The sequence below is a fragment of the Larkinella arboricola genome (assembly GCF_003259745.1).
GTDB lineage: Bacteria > Bacteroidota > Bacteroidia > Cytophagales > Spirosomataceae > Larkinella > Larkinella arboricola.
In genome coordinates this window covers 150632-166299 of record NZ_QLMC01000003.1, presented here as the reverse complement: position 1 = coordinate 166299, position 15668 = coordinate 150632, and the positions used below count along the sequence as shown (strand labels likewise).

The following is a 15668-nucleotide window of genomic DNA, read 5'->3' as shown; positions in this document are numbered from 1 at the left end:
GAAGGAGTCGAGAGGGAGTTTAGGTCAGATTTCCGTTGCTGGCGTGTTCGGATCGCTACCAGCCGGTGCAACCGGCGTAAATCCGTTGGTAGCGGCTTTGTGTTGTTCGGTTTTGCTAACAATCGAGTTAACCGAGTCGGATAATTCCTGCCATGTATCGTTCATTCCCTTCAGCGACGCCCGGCCAATGTCGGTCAGCAGGTAATATTTACGCGGTGGGCCGGAGGTTGACTCTACCCACTTATAATCAAGCAACCCGGCATTTTTGAGCCGGGTGAGCAGGGGGTAAAGCGTGCCTTCCACAACCATGATGCGGGCCGCCGTCAGCTCCTCCAGCATGTCGGAAGCATACACTTCGCCCCGCGAAATGATGTGCAGGATGCAGAATTCCAGGATTCCCTTCCGCATTTGCACCTGAGCGTTTTCAATATTCATATCACTGCATGACGTTAAAAAAGTTGATGGAAGCAGGAGCTGATCGGTTTATCGAGCGTCTTAAGTTGTTGTTCATCAGTGGTTGTTTACGTAGTTTAAAGTGCCCAACCAGCTCCTGACCTTTTCCAGTTTTGTTGTCTCAAAGGTACAAAAAGGTACTATGCAATGCAAGGTACTTTGGTAATTGCCGGGCCATGAAGTGATGAACGGAAGAAATACGGAGATGAGTGGCGGCTTCTGGAGCAATACTTACCGGACAATCCATTGATCGGCCCGTATTTTGCTGTAAATTTCGACTATGAAACGAGCTGGCCTCTCCCTTGTATTTAGTTTTTTCATTTTTAATTTGCTTGCACAAGAAAACAATGTGGGCAATGAGTGGATCAATTTTGATCAGACGTATTACCGCATCCCGGTCACTCAGGCGGGGGTTTACCGGTTAACAACGAATGATTTGCAAAAAGCCGGTGTTCCGCTGGCGAGTATCAACCCCACCACCTTACAGCTTTTTCGCCGGGGCGTGGAGCTTTCCATTTACGTAGCGGGCGAATCGGATACCAAATTTGATCCGGATGATTACCTGGAATTTATCGGCGAACGAAACGACGGACAGCAGGACTCGCTGCTCTACCGGCCTTTGGGCACGCAGCCCCACCCGTATTACAGCATGTATTCGGACACGGCCGCTTACTTTCTGACCTGGCGGCTGGACGGTAAACCGGGTAAGCGCATGAACGTGGTGACCGATACCGACCCCAAAGGGCTGACGCCGGAACCGTATCACATGGCCGAACACCTCACGGTGCTGACCAGCGAAATTTCCAATAACCAGGCCAACGGCGGCCCGTCGCCTTTTCTGACGGCTTACGAATTGTATTTTGAAGAAGGTGAAGGATTTACCGGACCGATGCTGAAAAAAGATAGCCTGGTGAGTCAACCGTTCGGGCTGGCTGGGTGGGTACGTACCGCCCCGGTTCAGCCCGAAATGGAAATCCTGCTGAATGGCCGCGATAATACAACCCCCGTGGTCAATGTATTCTCCGGCAATACCGTTGCGGCACAACCGCTGGCCACTGCGCAGTTCGAGTGGTTCAGAACAGCCCGCCTGTCGTTCAAAATCCCGGTAACGGCGGTATCCGCGACCAACGAACTGGTGCTGACGCTGCAATCACAGGGCCCTTTTGATACCGACCGCTACTCGGTGAGTTATTACCGGCTTCGGTATCCGCAGGAATTTACCCTCAGGAACCTGACCCAGCAAACGCTGAACCTGCTGCCCAATCCGAAAAAACGGTCTTATCTCGAATTACCGAATGCCCCCGCCAGTCCGTTGCTTTACGACCTGACCGACCCCATTAATCCCCGCCGTCTGACAGCCGCCCGCGAAGGTGCCACGCTGAAGCTGGTGGTGCCCGATACCGAAACGTCGCGCCGGATTCTCGTCAGCGCCGGGGCCATGACGCCCGCCCGTCTGGAACGGACGGTTTTTCGGAAGATTGATCCAGATAAACACAATTACCTGATCGTCAGTCACGAGGCTTTGATGAAACCGGTTGGCAACGTAGCCAATCCCGTGAAAGAATACGCACGATACCGGGCTTCGGTGGCGGGTGGAAAATACGACACGCTGGTGGTTACCACAAAACAACTGCTCAACCAGTTTAGCTACGGCGAACGAACTCCGCTGGCCATTCGCCGGTTTGCCGCTTACATGCTGACCGGCAAACCGGCCTCTGCCGACTCGCCGAAATACATGCTGCTCATCGGGCGGGCTAACGCTTACTACCCCAACCGGACCCATCCCGACCAGTATTTCCGTGATCTGGTGCCGACCATTGGCAACGTGCCCGGTTCGGACCTGCTGCTGACCGAGGGATTGGCGGGCTTTCCGGCGAACGTACCGGCCATTCCGACCGGGCGGATCAATACACTCAATCCGCAGGAAGTCCTGACGTATCTGGCAAAAGTAAAGGAGTTTGAACAGACACCGGTCAACGAACCCTGGCGTAAGCAAGTGCTGCATCTGAGCGGGGGACGTTCCATTTCCGAGTTGTCGACGTTCCGGCGTATTCTGGATAAAGCGGGTGAAACCGCCCGGCAGCAATACGTGGGCGCCAGCATCACACTCAAAGGTAAGTTAACCGACGAGCCGGTGGAACGAATCGACGTGAGCGCCCTTGTAAATTCCGGGGTTTCGCTCATGACCTTTTTCGGGCACTCGTCGCCCATCGTGACGGACCTGGATTTTGGCTATGTGTCCAAACCGGCTTATGGCTATCATAACAAAGGGCGGTATCCGCTGATGTTCTTCAATGGGTGTGGGGTCGGTAATATCTTTTTCGGAGCCACCAATAACCTGTCTACCGACTGGCTGCTGACAGCCGAAAAAGGGGCTATTGCCATTCTGGCCCACAGCGGTTCCGGGTTTTCCGGTCCGCTCGAAACCTATACGCAGGAGTTTTACCATACGCTGTTTGCCGACAGTTCGTTCCTGAATAAATCAATTGGGCTGATCCAGCAGGAAACCACCCGGCGGGTGCTGGCAGCCTACAACGGCCCCTACGACATAACAAACGCGCAGCAAATGGTGTTGCAGGGCGACCCGGTGCTGCGGATGTACCCCATTCAAAAGCCGGATTTCAGCCTCACCTCGGCGGGTGTGTTTCAGACCGGGGCACAAAATGATTCGGTGCGGTTGGGCGTAGTCGCGACCAATGCGGGTCGTTTTGAAGCCAGTCAGCGGGTTGGGCTGGCGGTTCGGCAGCGGCTGGTCGATGGAAAAGTACGGTCGTACGGAACCCGGCTGCATAAGGCCGTTGCGTTCCGGGATACCCTTTATTATACCTATAAACCCGATGCCCGGCAGGACGCTAATACCGTTATGACACCCAATCGATTTGAAATTGTGGTCGATCCCGATGGGCTGATTGAGGAGGTGGACGAAACCAATAACGTCGTGGTGTTTGACCTGAAATCCGACGCGAACGGCTACACGGTTGTGTTACCGGATTCGGGGCAGCGCTACCCACCCGACCGTTTTAACCCGCTGCTGGACGTGACGTTCGACCGCCAGATCATTCGGAACGGGGCGCTGGTTTCGCCCAATCCGCTAATCCAGATTATTTTGCAGGACGAAGACCCATACCGCATTCGCCAGGATACCGCAGGCATTGACGTGTATCTGAAAAAACCGTGTGAAAGCTGCGCGCTCGAACGGGTCGCTCTGAGTGACCCGGACGTAAGCTGGAAACCCGCTGGCTCCGACAACCGGTTTATGATCGATTTTACACCCCGCAACCTGACCGACGGGGTGTATACCCTTCAGGTTCATGCGGCTGATGTGAGTGGAAACCGGGTTGGCCCCGTGCCCTACGAGATTGAGTTTCGGGTAAAAAGTCAGGATAGCTTGTCGGTCGTTCTGCCTACGCCCAATCCTTTTGCCCTGGTTTCGCGGTTTCGGTTTACGGTTTCTGGCAAGGATGCCCCGGGTGAGGGGCAAATCCAGATTCGAAACCTGAAGGGGCAACTGGTTCGGACCATTCGGCAGACCGTTCGGATTGGCGAAAACAACATTCTTTGGGACGGTACCGACCAGGGCGGGGTGCAACTGCCCAACGGTTTATACCTGTTCCGCCTGCTGCTGAACGACGGACGGGAAAAAAGCGGTAAAGTGGTGTTAAGTCGTTAACGGTAGTAGCCATTGCGTCGATTTGGTCGGCTAAAATTCGTTGGGGGCCACTGATTGCCGGGAGGATTTGTTTTCTTTGCCACGCCGTGAGCCTTGTCAAGACGGGGTGAATGCAGAGAGCTAATGAAATCTACACAACCAACGTTAACAAGTACCCAATACGGACTTTTTCTGGGACTGCTCGGGGTCATCTGTTTCAGCTTCACCGTCCCAATGACCAAGTTAGCCTTGCTGAGTATCAATCCCTGGCTGGTTAGTTTCGGGCGTCTGGCCGGGGCAGGTTTGATTTCGCTCGCCATTTTACAGCAGCAGAACAAACTCCACCTCATCCGGGCGCATTTTCGCCTGCTGGCGGGCGTATCGCTTGGTGTAGGGCTGGGGTTTCCGGTATTGATGAGCGTCGCGATGGCGTCAACGTCCTCTTCTCACGCGGGGATTGTGCTGGCCCTGTTGCCACTAACAACGGCTATTTTCGGTGCTATCATTCACCGTGAATCGCATAGCAAGCTGTTTTGGGCTATTTCGGCCAGTGGTTGCCTGACGGTACTAGGCTACGTATTGTTCCGCGATCAGGTGCAGTTTCAGGCGGCTGACCTGCTGTTGCTGGCTGCGGCTCTTTTTGCCAGTTTCGCCTATGCACTGGGGGCGCAGCTTAGTAAGCGGATTTCCGGACTGGATGTGATTTGTTGCGCCCTGGTCATTGTCTTGCCCCTGACGCTTCCGGCTGCGGTCGTGGCCTGGAATTACCAGCCTCCGCAAGCCGTGCAGGGCAGTGCGCTGGCCGGATTTATCTACGTAACCCTGTTCAGCCAGCTTTTTGGTTTCGTGCCGTGGTACAAAGGACTGGCAATGGGCGGGGTAGCGCTGGTTTCCCAGTTACAACTGCTCCAAACGTTTTTTACCCTGCTTATTTCCGCCTGGCTGCTGGATGAATCCATTGGCTGGCTCGAATACGGTATTGCGCTGCTGGTGATTGCCCAGATTTATATTGCCAAAAAAGTGGATTAGTCCCAGCACTCCATCAACAGCAGATCGCCGTTCCGATACTGGATTTTTACAAAACCGTCTTCGGCGGCTTCGTTGCTACTGCCGGTGCGGTAGCCCAGCGTCAGGGTTTCGTCGGCCAGGTTGTATTTTAGTCCTTCGGTAACAAGGCCATTAACCGCGCCCACCGGAATAAGCGAAATGGGCGTTCCTTTGGCGTACCATTTTTCGAACGAACCGCTGAGCGGAATTACCTTCGAATGGTCGTCGATCATCACGATCTTAATGCGGTCCTTGTACCGAATGATGTTGGTCAGATTCGTGATGGTATGGTCGGCCCGGCGCCCCGTGGCCCACACGATATTAACCGCCGGAAAACCCCGTTCGATCAGAAACTCGATGCCTTTGTCCAGATCGGTTTTGTCCTGATCGGGCGTATGGATGATTTCAATCGGGTATTGCCGTTGCCGGATCAATTCAAAATCGGGTGGGCTGTCGAAATCGCCGAGCAGCGCATCAACTTTAATTTCCAGATCCAGTACGCGCCAGATGGCATTATCCAGCACCACTACGAACGGGTTCCATTCGAGCAGTTGGCCCAGCAAGTCCGGATCGCAGCTTTCGCCGTTAGCAATTAGCAAAGCCGGTTCCTGTTTATCGCGTACAATATGATGAGAAGACATAGGTAGTGAAGCGTGAAGAATTAAGAGGTTAGAATTAAGGGTCAAAAGTTGGCTGACGCACTCCTAACTCTTCACTCCCGTTAGTAGTTGGTTTTGTCTGTTTTCGCTATCCACTCTTCAAACACCGTCCAGGCTTCGGGGCGGAGGAGTTGCTGCATCGGAATCCGGCGGATTTCGCGCGGTTTTTCGAGTTCCTGATAAATAAAATGGTCGTCGAAACCGGCCTGTGCTGCGTCGCTATGCAAACAGCCGTAAACAATGCGCTCGGGACGGGCCCAGTAAATGGCCCCCAGACACATCGGGCAGGGTTCGCAGGAGGTATACAAGACACAACCCGTTAATTGAAACGTATTCAGGGTTCGGCAGGCGTCGCGGATGGCCACAATTTCGGCGTGGGCCGTAGGGTCGTTGGTGGAGGTAACCTGATTGCAGCCGCGCCCGATGATCTGACCGTCTTTGACCACCACCGCTCCGAAAGGGCCGCCCTGCCCGGTGCGAATCCCTTCTTTCGCTAGTTGGATGGCTTCCCGTAAAAAAACTTCTTCTTGCTCATTCATAAAGTTAGAACGCTGTTAGTCTGCTTTCAGGTTTCGCTGAACCGTAGCTACCTGGTCGGGCGTATTTACATTGGTCAATTCGTTGATGTCGTCCATTTCCAGCAGATCGATGTCGTTGTGCATCAGAATTGTCCGTGGATACGGTTTTCCTTCGTCAATGGACCGGAGCATGGCCGGGTAAGCCGCCGGTTCCCAGATGCAAAGGGAGGGCTCCGGAAACTGATGATCGCTGTCCCAGAAAGCCGTCGCCATTTTCTCCGGATTGCGGTTTTGGACCAGCTTCCGGATTGACTGTTCGGAGAGCAACGGCAAGTCGCATACCACCACCAGCCAGGCATGATCGGCAGATTGCTGCTGAAAAGCCGTCAGAATACCGGCCAGCGGTCCGGCCACGGGCGACTGATCCACCAGGAGCTTAAACCGGCTGTTGGCTAACTGGTCCGCTTGTTCGGCGTTAACCGACAAAAAAACATCCTCACAATAGGTGGCCAGCAGATCATGCAGGTACTCAACCTGCGGTTTTCCGTGGTAATTGATCTGGCTTTTATCCGTACCCATGCGGGTGCTGCGGCCACCGGCCAGCACCAGACCCAGCAGGGGAGAAGTAGGCCGGTCAGGTTGTCTGGTGGAAGTCATGTTTGCCACCGGTTTTGTCGAGCAACCGGGTTTCTTTGATCACAATGTCGTGCGAAAAAGCCTTGCACATATCGTAAACCGTCAGGGCCGCTACCGACGCGCCAACCAGTGCTTCCATTTCGACGCCGGTTTTGGCTTCGAGGGCCGTTGTGCATTCGATGATTACCTCGTTTCCGGCGGTGGTGACGGAAAATTTGCAGCTATCCAGCCCCAGCGGGTGACAAAGCGGAATCAGATCGGAAGTCCGTTTGGCCGCCATCGTACCCGCAATAATTGCCGTCTGAAACACCGGCCCTTTCTTCGTCTGAATGTCCTGACCCTGCAAATGCTGCATGATTTCGTCGTTCAGGACCACAATACTCCGGGCGCGGGCTACCCGCCGGGTAACGGCTTTATCGCCAACGTCGACCATAGACGGATTACCCGTCGAATCTACATGAGAAAACATAAAGGAATGATGAGTTAAGAGTGACGAGTGATGAGTTGAAAGGAGAGCAAGCTCAAAAGCGCTGAAAACGGCAGCGCCTTAACTCTTAACTCATCACTCTTAACTCATAACGCTTCAAGGCCTGGTAGACGAGGTGGACGGGCAGGCCCATGACGGTATAGAACGAACCTTCGATGCGCTGAATGCCGATCATGCCGATGGGTTCCTGAACACCGTAGGCCCCGGCTTTGTCGAACGGGCGGTATTTTTCAACGTACGAGTTGATTTCGTAGTCGTCCAGTGGGTTGAAATAAACGTTCACCTCGTCGATAAACGAAACGGTTTCTTCCGCCGATAGCAGACAAACACCCGTTATGACCCGATGTGGCCGGCCCGACAGTCGGCGGAGCATCTGCACGGCTTCGTCGGCGTCGGCGGGTTTGTTGAGAATATCGGTATCGACCACCACAATGGTATCGGCGCATAATACGAGCTGGTCGCCCAGATCATCCCGGAAGCGGTCGGCTTTCTGGCGGGCCAGAAACGCCGGAACTTCGGTAACGGGCATTTCCGCCGGAAAAACTTCGTCGGTTGGCCGCACGTCGACACGGAATGTACAGCCCATTTCGCGCAGCAGTTGCTGCCGTCGGGGCGAATTGGATGCCAACACCAGTGGCCGGGTCAATTGCATGGATTTCTGAATTATTATTCGTATACTTTAAACTGTTTTGGGGAGAAATGCATCTATCCCATGCAAACTTAACAACTAAACGGTCTTGAAAACACCCTTTTCGATTCGAACCGGTGTGCCGGATGATGCTGCGGAACTGACCGATCTGGCAATCCGGACGATGCGCGAAGCCTTTGGGCCTCCGCATAATCCGGCGGAACTCGTCGAAGCGTATATCCAGGAAGCCTTTTCCAGTAACCAAATCCGGCAGGAATTGCTGGACCCCGGAAATACATTTTTACTGACCCTCGACCCTGATCAACAACTGGTGGGCTACGCCAAACTGCGTCAAAGTCGTCCGCCCCGGCAGCTAAAAGGCCAACATGCTATTGAGATTCAGCGTTTATACGTAGCCGAGGAGCAAACCGGGAAAGGGCTGGGGAAACAACTGATGGAATACTGCCTGAATCTGGCCCGGCGGCAAGGCTACGCAACCGTGTGGCTGGGCGTTTGGGAACGGAATGTGCGTGCCATTAACTTTTATACAAAAATAGGTTTTCAGCGGTGTGGCTGGCATTATTTTCAGTTTGGCTCCGAGCGACAACGGGATTACTGGATGAAAAAAGACCTGTGAAACCATTTCTGCGCCATGTGATCATTTCCGGCACCACCGTATTCTTCCGGATTGGGTGGCTGGTGGGCTGTTGGCTGCTGGTAACGGTTTCCGTGGCGCAGGCGCAGAAAATTAAAATTCCAGTTCCCGACACCCAAGCCGATTCGCTTACGCTGGCGGATTCACTGGCCCAGTCGGCCCGGGACAGTGCGTTGACAGTGCGGGACAGCGTGTTTTACACGAATCTGAAAAAGCGGATGTCCAAGCGCAAGATCACGCGCGAACTCCATAAACTGCTGTTTCACGATATGTATAACAGCCGGATCAAAACCGGTGATGCCAACCAGGATGTCAATCAGATCGAGATTAACCCGTTTGCGAGATACCGGGGCCGGATTATCAGTAACGTTTACATTCGGCGGCTGGAAGTGTTCGGGCCGAGTGTTTACGACACGCTGCGCCAGCCCCGGAGCTGGCTCGAACGGTTTGCCAACCGGCTCCATGCCGACACCCGCGAGGGCGTCATTCGGAAGTCGTTTCTGCTGTTTGAGGAAGGCGACCGCGTAAATCCCGACACCCTGCGCGACAACGAGCGTCTGCTCCGGAGTTCCAACGTTTTTCACGATGCCCGGATTATTGTGGTGCCCCACGCGAATAGCCGCGGATTTGTGGATGTGTATGTGATTACGCAGGATGTCTGGTCGCTGATACCGTCGGGGAGCGTCGGCGGTCTGGATCGGTTCGACCTGCGGCTGGATCAGCGAAACTTCCGCGGACTGGCGCACACGTTCAGCAATCAGGTATCTTATAACGCCCGAGATCCTTATCAGCAACTTGAGTATAGGGGGCGGTATCTAATTCCGTACATTGGGAAAACGTTTCTGACGGGGCAGGCTGACCTCATGCAGACCCGCGAATTAAAGCAGTATGCCGTTCGGGTGTATCGACCCTTTCTGACGCCGGATACCCGGTGGGCGGGCTCCGCCGAACTGAGTTATAACCGGTATCCCCGCTACCGGGTTTTTTCCGAAGACAGTCTTCAGTTGACCAACATCAGGTATTTTTATAATGATGTCTGGGCAGGTTATGCCTTCAAACCGTTTTTCAGCTTTCTGGGTGAGGGCGACGACCGGACGCGGCTGGTGGTGGCTGCCCGGTTTACACGAACGGCTTTTGACCGGCGGCCCGAAGTGCGGTCGGATACCAATCAATTTTTTCAGAATACCAATGCCACCTTGTTTACCATCGGTTTGTCGCGCCGTCGTTACACGCGGGATGTGTTGATCTACGGTTTTGGCCGGACCGAGGACGTTCCGTATGGGAGCCTGGCGTCCATTGTCTTTGGGTATGATAACGCGGAACTGGGCCAGCGCCAGTACCTCGGATTTAAGTATTCCAAAGCGCATTACCTGAAATCATTCGGGTATCTCTACGGTTCTCTGGACATTGGCGGTTTTATCCGGAATAAGAACGATCTGGAACAGGGCGTTCTGTCGGTCGAATCGAGTTATTTTACCCCACTGCGGACCACTACCTGGGGCAACTGGCGGCATTTTATCAACCTGCGGTACACCATGGGAGCGCAGCGATTCGATAATGAGTTTCTTACGCTCAGTGGGCGTGACCGGATTGGTATCAACAACGATAACATGCGCGGCACCAAGCTGTTGCTGACGAATATCGAAAACATCCTTTTTTCGCGCCTAAACATCGTTGGTTTCCGGGTAGCCATTGTCACCTTCGCCAACCTGGGGCTGGCCAGCTACCAGACCAGACGATTATGGCAGGGGCCCTTGTATCAGGGATACGGTGTTGCTTTCCGGTTGCGGAACGAAAACCTGACCTTTAACAGTTTCCAGATACGACTGGCCTGGTATCCCAACATTCCGGGCAATTCGGCGCCCCTGCGACCGGGATTTGAAGGCGTCCCTACGGCCCGGTTCCGTGACTTCGCTATTTCTGCGCCCGAAATAATTCCATTCCGCTGAAACTTTTTTACGATATAGTGTTGTTACATTAAATGTATAGACATTATATTTGCAACGGTAATAGAAAAGGATTGTTAACGGGTAAGTCATACTTTTGTTACACAAAACCAGTAGCAACCCTTCTTCCAGTACGGACGAACATGGCAATTGAAAATGACATAAAACAAACAACCTCGTTCCGATCGCCGTATCATCGGATGACTGTTAACCTGATGTATACCAACGGATGGGTTTGTGACGAGCAGATGTACTTGCTGAAACCCCACGGCTTAACCATCCAGCAATACAACGTGCTGCGGATTTTGCGCGGACAGTATCCGAACCCGGTTAAAGTGGCCGATATCACCGAGCGGATGCTGGACAAGATGTCGAACGCATCACGGCTGGTTGATAAGTTGCTGCTGAAAGAGTTGGTTCAGCGCACCGAATGCCCCAACGACCGGCGGGCCGTTGACGTGGTGATTACACAGAAAGGGCTCGATCTGCTGAAAGTCCTGGATCAGCATCAGAATCAGTGGGAAAAACGGTTTCATAACCTCACGGAAGCCGAAGCCAACGAACTAAACCGGCTGCTGGATAAACTTCGTGGCTCATCAGAATAGCATTTTAAATTCAGATAATAAGTTTCAGTTTACACCATCAATTAACCAAGCGTAAATCTCATGTACAAGCAAGTTTTAGTTGGATTTGTGGCCCTTGCACTGGCCGTTAGTAGCCCCGCTACTGCTATTGACCGGAATACCGACAACACAAAAAAAGCCGTTGCCAAAACGACGACTTACAACATCGACGTGGACAAGAGCGTCCTGACCTGGAATGGTAAAAAAGTAACCGGCGAGCACAGCGGGCCTGTAAAAGCTGAAAAAGGGTATTTGACGCTGAACGGCAATAAACTGACCGGCGGTGTGGTATCGATCGACCTGCGGACCATGACCAGCAGCGACCTGAAAGATAACAAGGAGTATCACGATAAGCTGATCAACCACCTGAAGTCGGATGATTTCTTCTCGGTTGCCAAATACCCGGTTTCTACCTTCAAAATCACGAAAGTAAAACAAGGAAGCGGCAACACGGCTGAAGTAACCGGCGATCTGACGATCAAAGGCATTACAAACCCGGTTACATTCCCGGTTACAGTGAGCGTTGCCGGTAACACACTGACCGCTACGGGTAAAGCAACCATCAACCGCGCCAAATACGATATCAAATACGGTTCGAAGTCGTTCTTTGATAACCTGGGTGACAAAGTGATTTACGATGATTTCACCGTCGATATGAACATTGTTGCCACGGCTGATAACGCTTCTTCTGCCAAAGCAAAATAAGTCTCCTCTCGTAACTTCATCAACGGCCGCGCTCTGCAATCAGGGCGCGGTTTTTTGTACGTACGGGCTCAGGCCGTAGGACGTTATATCACTCAAACCGGGGCAGATCGTCCAGAAAATTAACGGTATTGAGCTGATGGTCAACGCAGCAGCAGAAATGCGTCAGGCCGTTTGTAACCACCAGATAGGGAGCCTGATGGATGTGGTTATAGCGGGCGATCTGGTCGAACACCTGCTGGCTGACCGAAACCTGGGGCGCCTTGCACTCCACCAGCAAAAACGGTTTTCCGGAGCGGTCGAATACCAGAAGATCCGTCCGCTTACGGAGTTGATTTAGCTTTAGGCCGCCTTCGCTCCGGATAAGTGCTTTGGGGTAACCATACTGATTTAAAAGCAGGTGGACAACGTGCTGCCGCACCCATTCTTCGGGCGTAATCAAAACATACTTCTTTCGGAGCACATCGAAAATATAGGGTTTCCCGTCGATCTGCTTCGTATTGTAATCAAAAACCGGTAGGTTTAACGAGTCCATAGTCAAAAATAAGGATTGAAGGGGAGAAGGCGTGGGGGAGTAAAGAAAAAATTAGTCCTGCCACCCTTTGATCCGGCAATCTTCTACTCCTCATTTCTATGAAAACGAAAGACGAAATTGTCCAGAACTGGCTGCCCCGCTATACGGGTACGCCTATCGAGCAATTTGGTGAATATATCCTGCTAACGAATTTTATCAATTATGTTGAGCTGTTTGCGCAGAAGTTCGACGTAGAGATTCACGGGCTAGGTCGGGCCATGCAAACGGCTACCGCCGATAACATCACGATCATTAACTTTGGAATGGGCAGCGCCATGGCCGCAACGGTGATGGATTTGCTGAAGGCCGTCAACCCGAAAGCCGTCCTGTTTCTGGGGAAATGCGGTGGTTTGAAAAAAACGCTGGTTGGCGACCTGATTCTGCCGATTGCCGCCATCCGGGGTGAAGGAACGAGCAATGATTATTTGCGGCCCGAAATTCCGGCTTTACCGTCGTTTCGGTTGCAAAGGGCAGTATCGTCGATGATCAAAAAACACGAAATGGATTACTGGACCGGAACCGTGTACACGACCAACCGGCGTATCTGGGAGCACGACGAAAACTTCAAGAATTACCTGGTTGAAATCCGGGCGATGGCCATTGATATGGAAACCGCTACCATTTTCACCGTCGGTTTTGCCAATTCCATCCCGCACGGGGCGTTGCTGCTGGTATCCGACAATCCAATGGTGCCGGAGGGCGTTAAAACCGAAGAAAGCGATAAGCGCGTAACCAGCCTGTTTGTCGAAAAACACCTGCAAATCGGCATCGACGCCCTACAGGAACTGGCCACCTCCGGCGAATCCGTCAAACACTTACGGTTTGAATGAAGAATTAAGAATTAAGAGTTAAGAGTTGGCTCCGCCACTTTACAGGCAACGGCGGAGCCAACTCTTAACTCTTAATTCATCACTCAATTGCAGTAGTCGCTGATGGCCTTGTAGGACGGTGTGTAGCCGAGTTCGCCGGCTTTGCTGAGGTCGAGGCAGCCGCCGTTTTCGTCGCCCAGGCTGTGCCGGATGAGGCCCCGGACGTAATATACTTCGGCGTATTTAGGGTCAAGCTGGATGGCGTTGTTGCAGTCCAGAATGGCCCCTTTCTGGTCGCCTTGCTGCGAGCGAATCAGGCCCCGGGTGAAATACGCTTCGGAGTACGTCGGGTTCAGTTCGATGGCTTTGTTCAGGTCGGCGGTGGCACCTTTGATGTCGTTCATTTTGTTGCGGCTGATGGCCCGGTTGAAATAGGCTTCCGAGCGTTCGGATGTCAGTGCGTCGATTTTGTTGCGTTGATGCACGGCATTGCGTAACTCATCGAGTACCGCCCGGGATATTTTACCGTTATAAACCACCTTGGTTTCTACATTCGTGTTATTGATTTCAATAGCGGTATTAAAGTCCTGAACCGCCCCTTTCTGATCGCCCATCTTGCCACGGCTGAAACCACGGCCGTAATAGGCCCGGTAATGGGTTCCGTCAATGCCGATGGCCCGGTCGTAATCTCGCAGAGCACCCTTGTAATCTTCCAGCTTGCTTTTGGCAAACCCCCGGTTGTAAAATGATTCGCCGTCATCGGGGGCCAGTTCAAGTGCTTTCGTAAGGTCTTCAATGGCTTTCTGATACTGGGCCAACTGAATCAGGGAAGCACCTCGACCGGCATACGATTGAGCCCGTCTGGGATTGAGTTCGATGGCTTTTGAGAAGTCGGGCAGGCTACCTGCAAAATCATCCAGCTTTTGTTTGGTAATGCCGCGGGCGTAAAGCGCCGGAGCGTTGTTGGGGTCCAGTTCAATGGTTTTGGAGAAATCCTGCAAAGCTCCCCGGTGTTGTTCCAGACGGCTTCGGCTAATGCCGCGGTTGTAATACGCCTGAGCGTCTTCGGGAGCCAGCTCGATGGCCCGACTGAAATCCATCAGGGCCGCGCGGTAATCGTCCTGCTTGCTCTTGCTGACTCCCCGGCTCAGGTAGGCCAGCGCATCGTTCGCATTCAGTTCAATAGCCCGGTCATAGTCCAGAATGGCGCCCCGGTGGTCCTTCAGCATGGCCTTGGCAAGTCCCCGGTTGTAGTAGCTGGGGGCATTTTCCGGGTTGGCGCCAATAGCCATGCTAAACGCCTGTAGTGCGCCCATAAAATCGCCTGTTTTACTTTTTGTAATGCCAGCTTCAAAAAAGTTGGCTCCGGTCGATTGCGCCCGTAAGATCGTGGTACTTAGCGCGACGCATAGCAAAAAGGGGAGAGAACGGCGAAAATTATACATACGTGAGATTACGATTGAATAGAACGTATAAATAAAGATAAAGTTAATTATGTTTGCTTATACAACAAAAAGTAATCCAGTATATTTTTTCACGTTCCGAATGGACTATTTTTTTACAAATGGGAGACTGCTTACTCCTGAAAAATGAAAGCCGAAGCACTTGTTTAAAGTAGAGCAATGCCTGAATTATGACAGTTTGGAAGCCTGTTAAAGACAAAATGTCATAATAAATTGTAAATGCACCAAAATTAATGACATTTTGTCGTATTATTTTTTGTTTTTTGGATTGGTACACAAGTTGAATAAAGAGATACCGTCACCAAGAAATTAAAAACATAACCAACATAAAGTCATGAGAACCTTAGTCCAATACAACCACGTACCTTCATTATTTAATCATCTGGTAGCCCGTGAGTTCAATCGGCAATTCAGCGCGCCCGCTGTGGCTAAAACCGCTACACCGGTAGCCGCCAATATCAGCGAAGATGAAACGGCTTACCACATCGAACTGGCCGCTCCGGGGCTGAAAAAAGAAGATTTCAACATCAATCTGAACAACAACCAGTTGACCATCTCGGCCAAACAGGAACAGGCGGGCGAAGAAAAAACGGAAAACTACACGCGCAAAGAGTTTAGTTATACCTCTTTCGAACGGAGTTTCCGGTTACCGAAAAACGTAAACAACGAACAAATTCAAGCGGCCTATACGGACGGTATCTTGAAAATCGATCTGCCGAAAATTGAAAAAACGGTAGTTGAACCCAAACAAATTGCAGTAGCGTAAGGTTAGTAGACGCATAGAAAGAAACCCCGGTCCTCTCGGATCGGGGTTTTTGT

The 15668-nt window shown here is 52.3% G+C and carries 16 protein-coding genes; 8 read left to right on the top strand and 8 right to left on the bottom strand.

Translation table 11 applies throughout. The annotated features are described in order from the left end of the window. Positions 1-24: 24 nt before the first annotated feature. On the bottom strand, positions 25-435 hold the full coding sequence (locus tag LX87_RS12115; protein WP_111628511.1) for a PadR family transcriptional regulator: 411 nt from the start codon (positions 433-435) through the stop codon (positions 25-27). 298 nt (positions 436-733) lie between these two features. Here LX87_RS12115 and porU2 point away from each other — a divergent pair, with 298 nt between their 5' ends. Both porU2 and LX87_RS12105 read left to right on the top strand, forming a co-directional pair. Continuing rightward, the gene (porU2, locus tag LX87_RS12110; RefSeq protein WP_111628510.1) at positions 734-4123 is read left to right on the top strand and encodes a putative type IX secretion system sortase PorU2; all 3390 of its coding nucleotides are present in this window, start codon (positions 734-736) and stop codon (positions 4121-4123) included. A gap of 123 nt (positions 4124-4246) precedes the next feature. Further along, positions 4247-5131 carry a DMT family transporter gene (locus LX87_RS12105; RefSeq protein ID WP_111628509.1) on the top strand — a complete coding sequence of 295 codons (885 nt, stop codon included), beginning with the start codon at positions 4247-4249 and terminating at the stop codon, positions 5129-5131. Here the strand turns inward: LX87_RS12105 and LX87_RS12100 are convergent. The 5 genes from LX87_RS12100 to LX87_RS12080 form a co-directional block, all read right to left on the bottom strand. Beyond that, positions 5128-5790 carry a thiamine diphosphokinase gene (locus LX87_RS12100; protein ID WP_111628508.1) on the bottom strand — a complete coding sequence of 221 codons (663 nt, stop codon included), beginning with the start codon at positions 5788-5790 and terminating at the stop codon, positions 5128-5130. The two genes, LX87_RS12105 and LX87_RS12100, sit on opposite strands and share 4 nt — an antisense overlap. A gap of 80 nt (positions 5791-5870) precedes the next feature. Further along, complete coding sequence (locus LX87_RS12095; RefSeq protein WP_111628507.1) at positions 5871-6347, bottom strand: nucleoside deaminase; 477 nt, start codon at positions 6345-6347, stop codon at positions 5871-5873. A 15-nt stretch (positions 6348-6362) separates the two neighbouring features. After that, positions 6363-6983 carry an NTP transferase domain-containing protein gene (locus tag LX87_RS12090; protein WP_111628506.1) on the bottom strand — a complete coding sequence of 207 codons (621 nt, stop codon included), beginning with the start codon at positions 6981-6983 and terminating at the stop codon, positions 6363-6365. After that, positions 6961-7431 carry a cyclic pyranopterin monophosphate synthase MoaC gene (gene moaC / locus LX87_RS12085; RefSeq protein ID WP_111628505.1) on the bottom strand — a complete coding sequence of 157 codons (471 nt, stop codon included), beginning with the start codon at positions 7429-7431 and terminating at the stop codon, positions 6961-6963. Before moaC ends, LX87_RS12090 begins: the two co-directional genes overlap by 23 nt. A gap of 85 nt (positions 7432-7516) precedes the next feature. After that, positions 7517-8101 (bottom strand): Maf family nucleotide pyrophosphatase, encoded by a 585-nt coding sequence (locus LX87_RS12080; RefSeq protein ID WP_111628504.1) that lies wholly within the window; start codon positions 8099-8101, stop codon positions 7517-7519. An 85-nt stretch (positions 8102-8186) separates the two neighbouring features. On the opposite strand from LX87_RS12080, the gene LX87_RS12075 reads away from it, so the two are divergent. The 4 genes from LX87_RS12075 (at position 8187) to LX87_RS12060 (ending at position 12006) form a co-directional block, all read left to right on the top strand. Further along, on the top strand, positions 8187-8714 hold the full coding sequence (locus LX87_RS12075; RefSeq protein WP_111628503.1) for a GNAT family N-acetyltransferase: 528 nt from the start codon (positions 8187-8189) through the stop codon (positions 8712-8714). Continuing rightward, a complete protein-coding gene (locus tag LX87_RS12070) occupies positions 8711-10681 on the top strand; it encodes a BamA/TamA family outer membrane protein (RefSeq protein ID WP_111628502.1) in 1971 nt (656 codons plus the stop codon). The genes LX87_RS12075 and LX87_RS12070 overlap by 4 nt, the downstream gene beginning before the upstream one ends. Before the next feature lie 140 nt (positions 10682-10821). Beyond that, positions 10822-11283 carry a MarR family winged helix-turn-helix transcriptional regulator gene (locus tag LX87_RS12065; RefSeq protein ID WP_111628501.1) on the top strand — a complete coding sequence of 154 codons (462 nt, stop codon included), beginning with the start codon at positions 10822-10824 and terminating at the stop codon, positions 11281-11283. 60 nt (positions 11284-11343) lie between these two features. Next, positions 11344-12006 carry a YceI family protein gene (locus LX87_RS12060; RefSeq protein ID WP_111628500.1) on the top strand — a complete coding sequence of 221 codons (663 nt, stop codon included), beginning with the start codon at positions 11344-11346 and terminating at the stop codon, positions 12004-12006. Positions 12007-12094: 88 nt separating this feature from the next. On the opposite strand, the gene LX87_RS12055 is transcribed toward LX87_RS12060, so the two are convergent. Then, positions 12095-12538: a type I restriction enzyme HsdR N-terminal domain-containing protein gene (locus LX87_RS12055; protein WP_111628499.1), complete on the bottom strand. Its 444-nt coding sequence runs from the start codon at positions 12536-12538 to the stop codon at positions 12095-12097. Positions 12539-12636: 98 nt separating this feature from the next. On the opposite strand from LX87_RS12055, the gene LX87_RS12050 reads away from it, so the two are divergent. After that, positions 12637-13407 carry an AMP nucleosidase gene (locus tag LX87_RS12050; RefSeq protein ID WP_111628498.1) on the top strand — a complete coding sequence of 257 codons (771 nt, stop codon included), beginning with the start codon at positions 12637-12639 and terminating at the stop codon, positions 13405-13407. An 83-nt stretch (positions 13408-13490) separates the two neighbouring features. On the opposite strand, the gene LX87_RS12045 is transcribed toward LX87_RS12050, so the two are convergent. Then, complete coding sequence (locus LX87_RS12045; RefSeq protein ID WP_111628497.1) at positions 13491-14831, bottom strand: tetratricopeptide repeat protein; 1341 nt, start codon at positions 14829-14831, stop codon at positions 13491-13493. Positions 14832-15183: 352 nt separating this feature from the next. Between LX87_RS12045 and LX87_RS12040 the strand changes: the two genes are divergently transcribed. Continuing rightward, positions 15184-15615, top strand: a complete 432-nt coding sequence (locus LX87_RS12040) for an Hsp20/alpha crystallin family protein (protein ID WP_111628496.1) — start codon at positions 15184-15186, stop codon at positions 15613-15615. Positions 15616-15668: the final 53 nt, after the last annotated feature.

Coding starts and splice junctions, on each gene's coding strand:
- LX87_RS12115 (WP_111628511.1), bottom strand. CDS start 435: ATGAATATTGAAAACGCTCAGGTGCAAATGCGGAAGGGAATCCTGGAA.
- porU2 (WP_111628510.1), top strand. CDS start 734: ATGAAACGAGCTGGCCTCTCCCTTGTATTTAGTTTTTTCATTTTTAAT.
- LX87_RS12105 (WP_111628509.1), top strand. CDS start 4,247: ATGAAATCTACACAACCAACGTTAACAAGTACCCAATACGGACTTTTT.
- LX87_RS12100 (WP_111628508.1), bottom strand. CDS start 5,790: ATGTCTTCTCATCATATTGTACGCGATAAACAGGAACCGGCTTTGCTA.
- LX87_RS12095 (WP_111628507.1), bottom strand. CDS start 6,347: ATGAATGAGCAAGAAGAAGTTTTTTTACGGGAAGCCATCCAACTAGCG.
- LX87_RS12090 (WP_111628506.1), bottom strand. CDS start 6,983: ATGACTTCCACCAGACAACCTGACCGGCCTACTTCTCCCCTGCTGGGT.
- moaC (WP_111628505.1), bottom strand. CDS start 7,431: ATGTTTTCTCATGTAGATTCGACGGGTAATCCGTCTATGGTCGACGTT.
- LX87_RS12080 (WP_111628504.1), bottom strand. CDS start 8,101: ATGCAATTGACCCGGCCACTGGTGTTGGCATCCAATTCGCCCCGACGG.
- LX87_RS12065 (WP_111628501.1), top strand. CDS start 10,822: ATGGCAATTGAAAATGACATAAAACAAACAACCTCGTTCCGATCGCCG.
- LX87_RS12060 (WP_111628500.1), top strand. CDS start 11,344: ATGTACAAGCAAGTTTTAGTTGGATTTGTGGCCCTTGCACTGGCCGTT.
- LX87_RS12055 (WP_111628499.1), bottom strand. CDS start 12,538: ATGGACTCGTTAAACCTACCGGTTTTTGATTACAATACGAAGCAGATC.
- LX87_RS12050 (WP_111628498.1), top strand. CDS start 12,637: ATGAAAACGAAAGACGAAATTGTCCAGAACTGGCTGCCCCGCTATACG.
- LX87_RS12045 (WP_111628497.1), bottom strand. CDS start 14,831: ATGTATAATTTTCGCCGTTCTCTCCCCTTTTTGCTATGCGTCGCGCTA.
- LX87_RS12040 (WP_111628496.1), top strand. CDS start 15,184: ATGAGAACCTTAGTCCAATACAACCACGTACCTTCATTATTTAATCAT.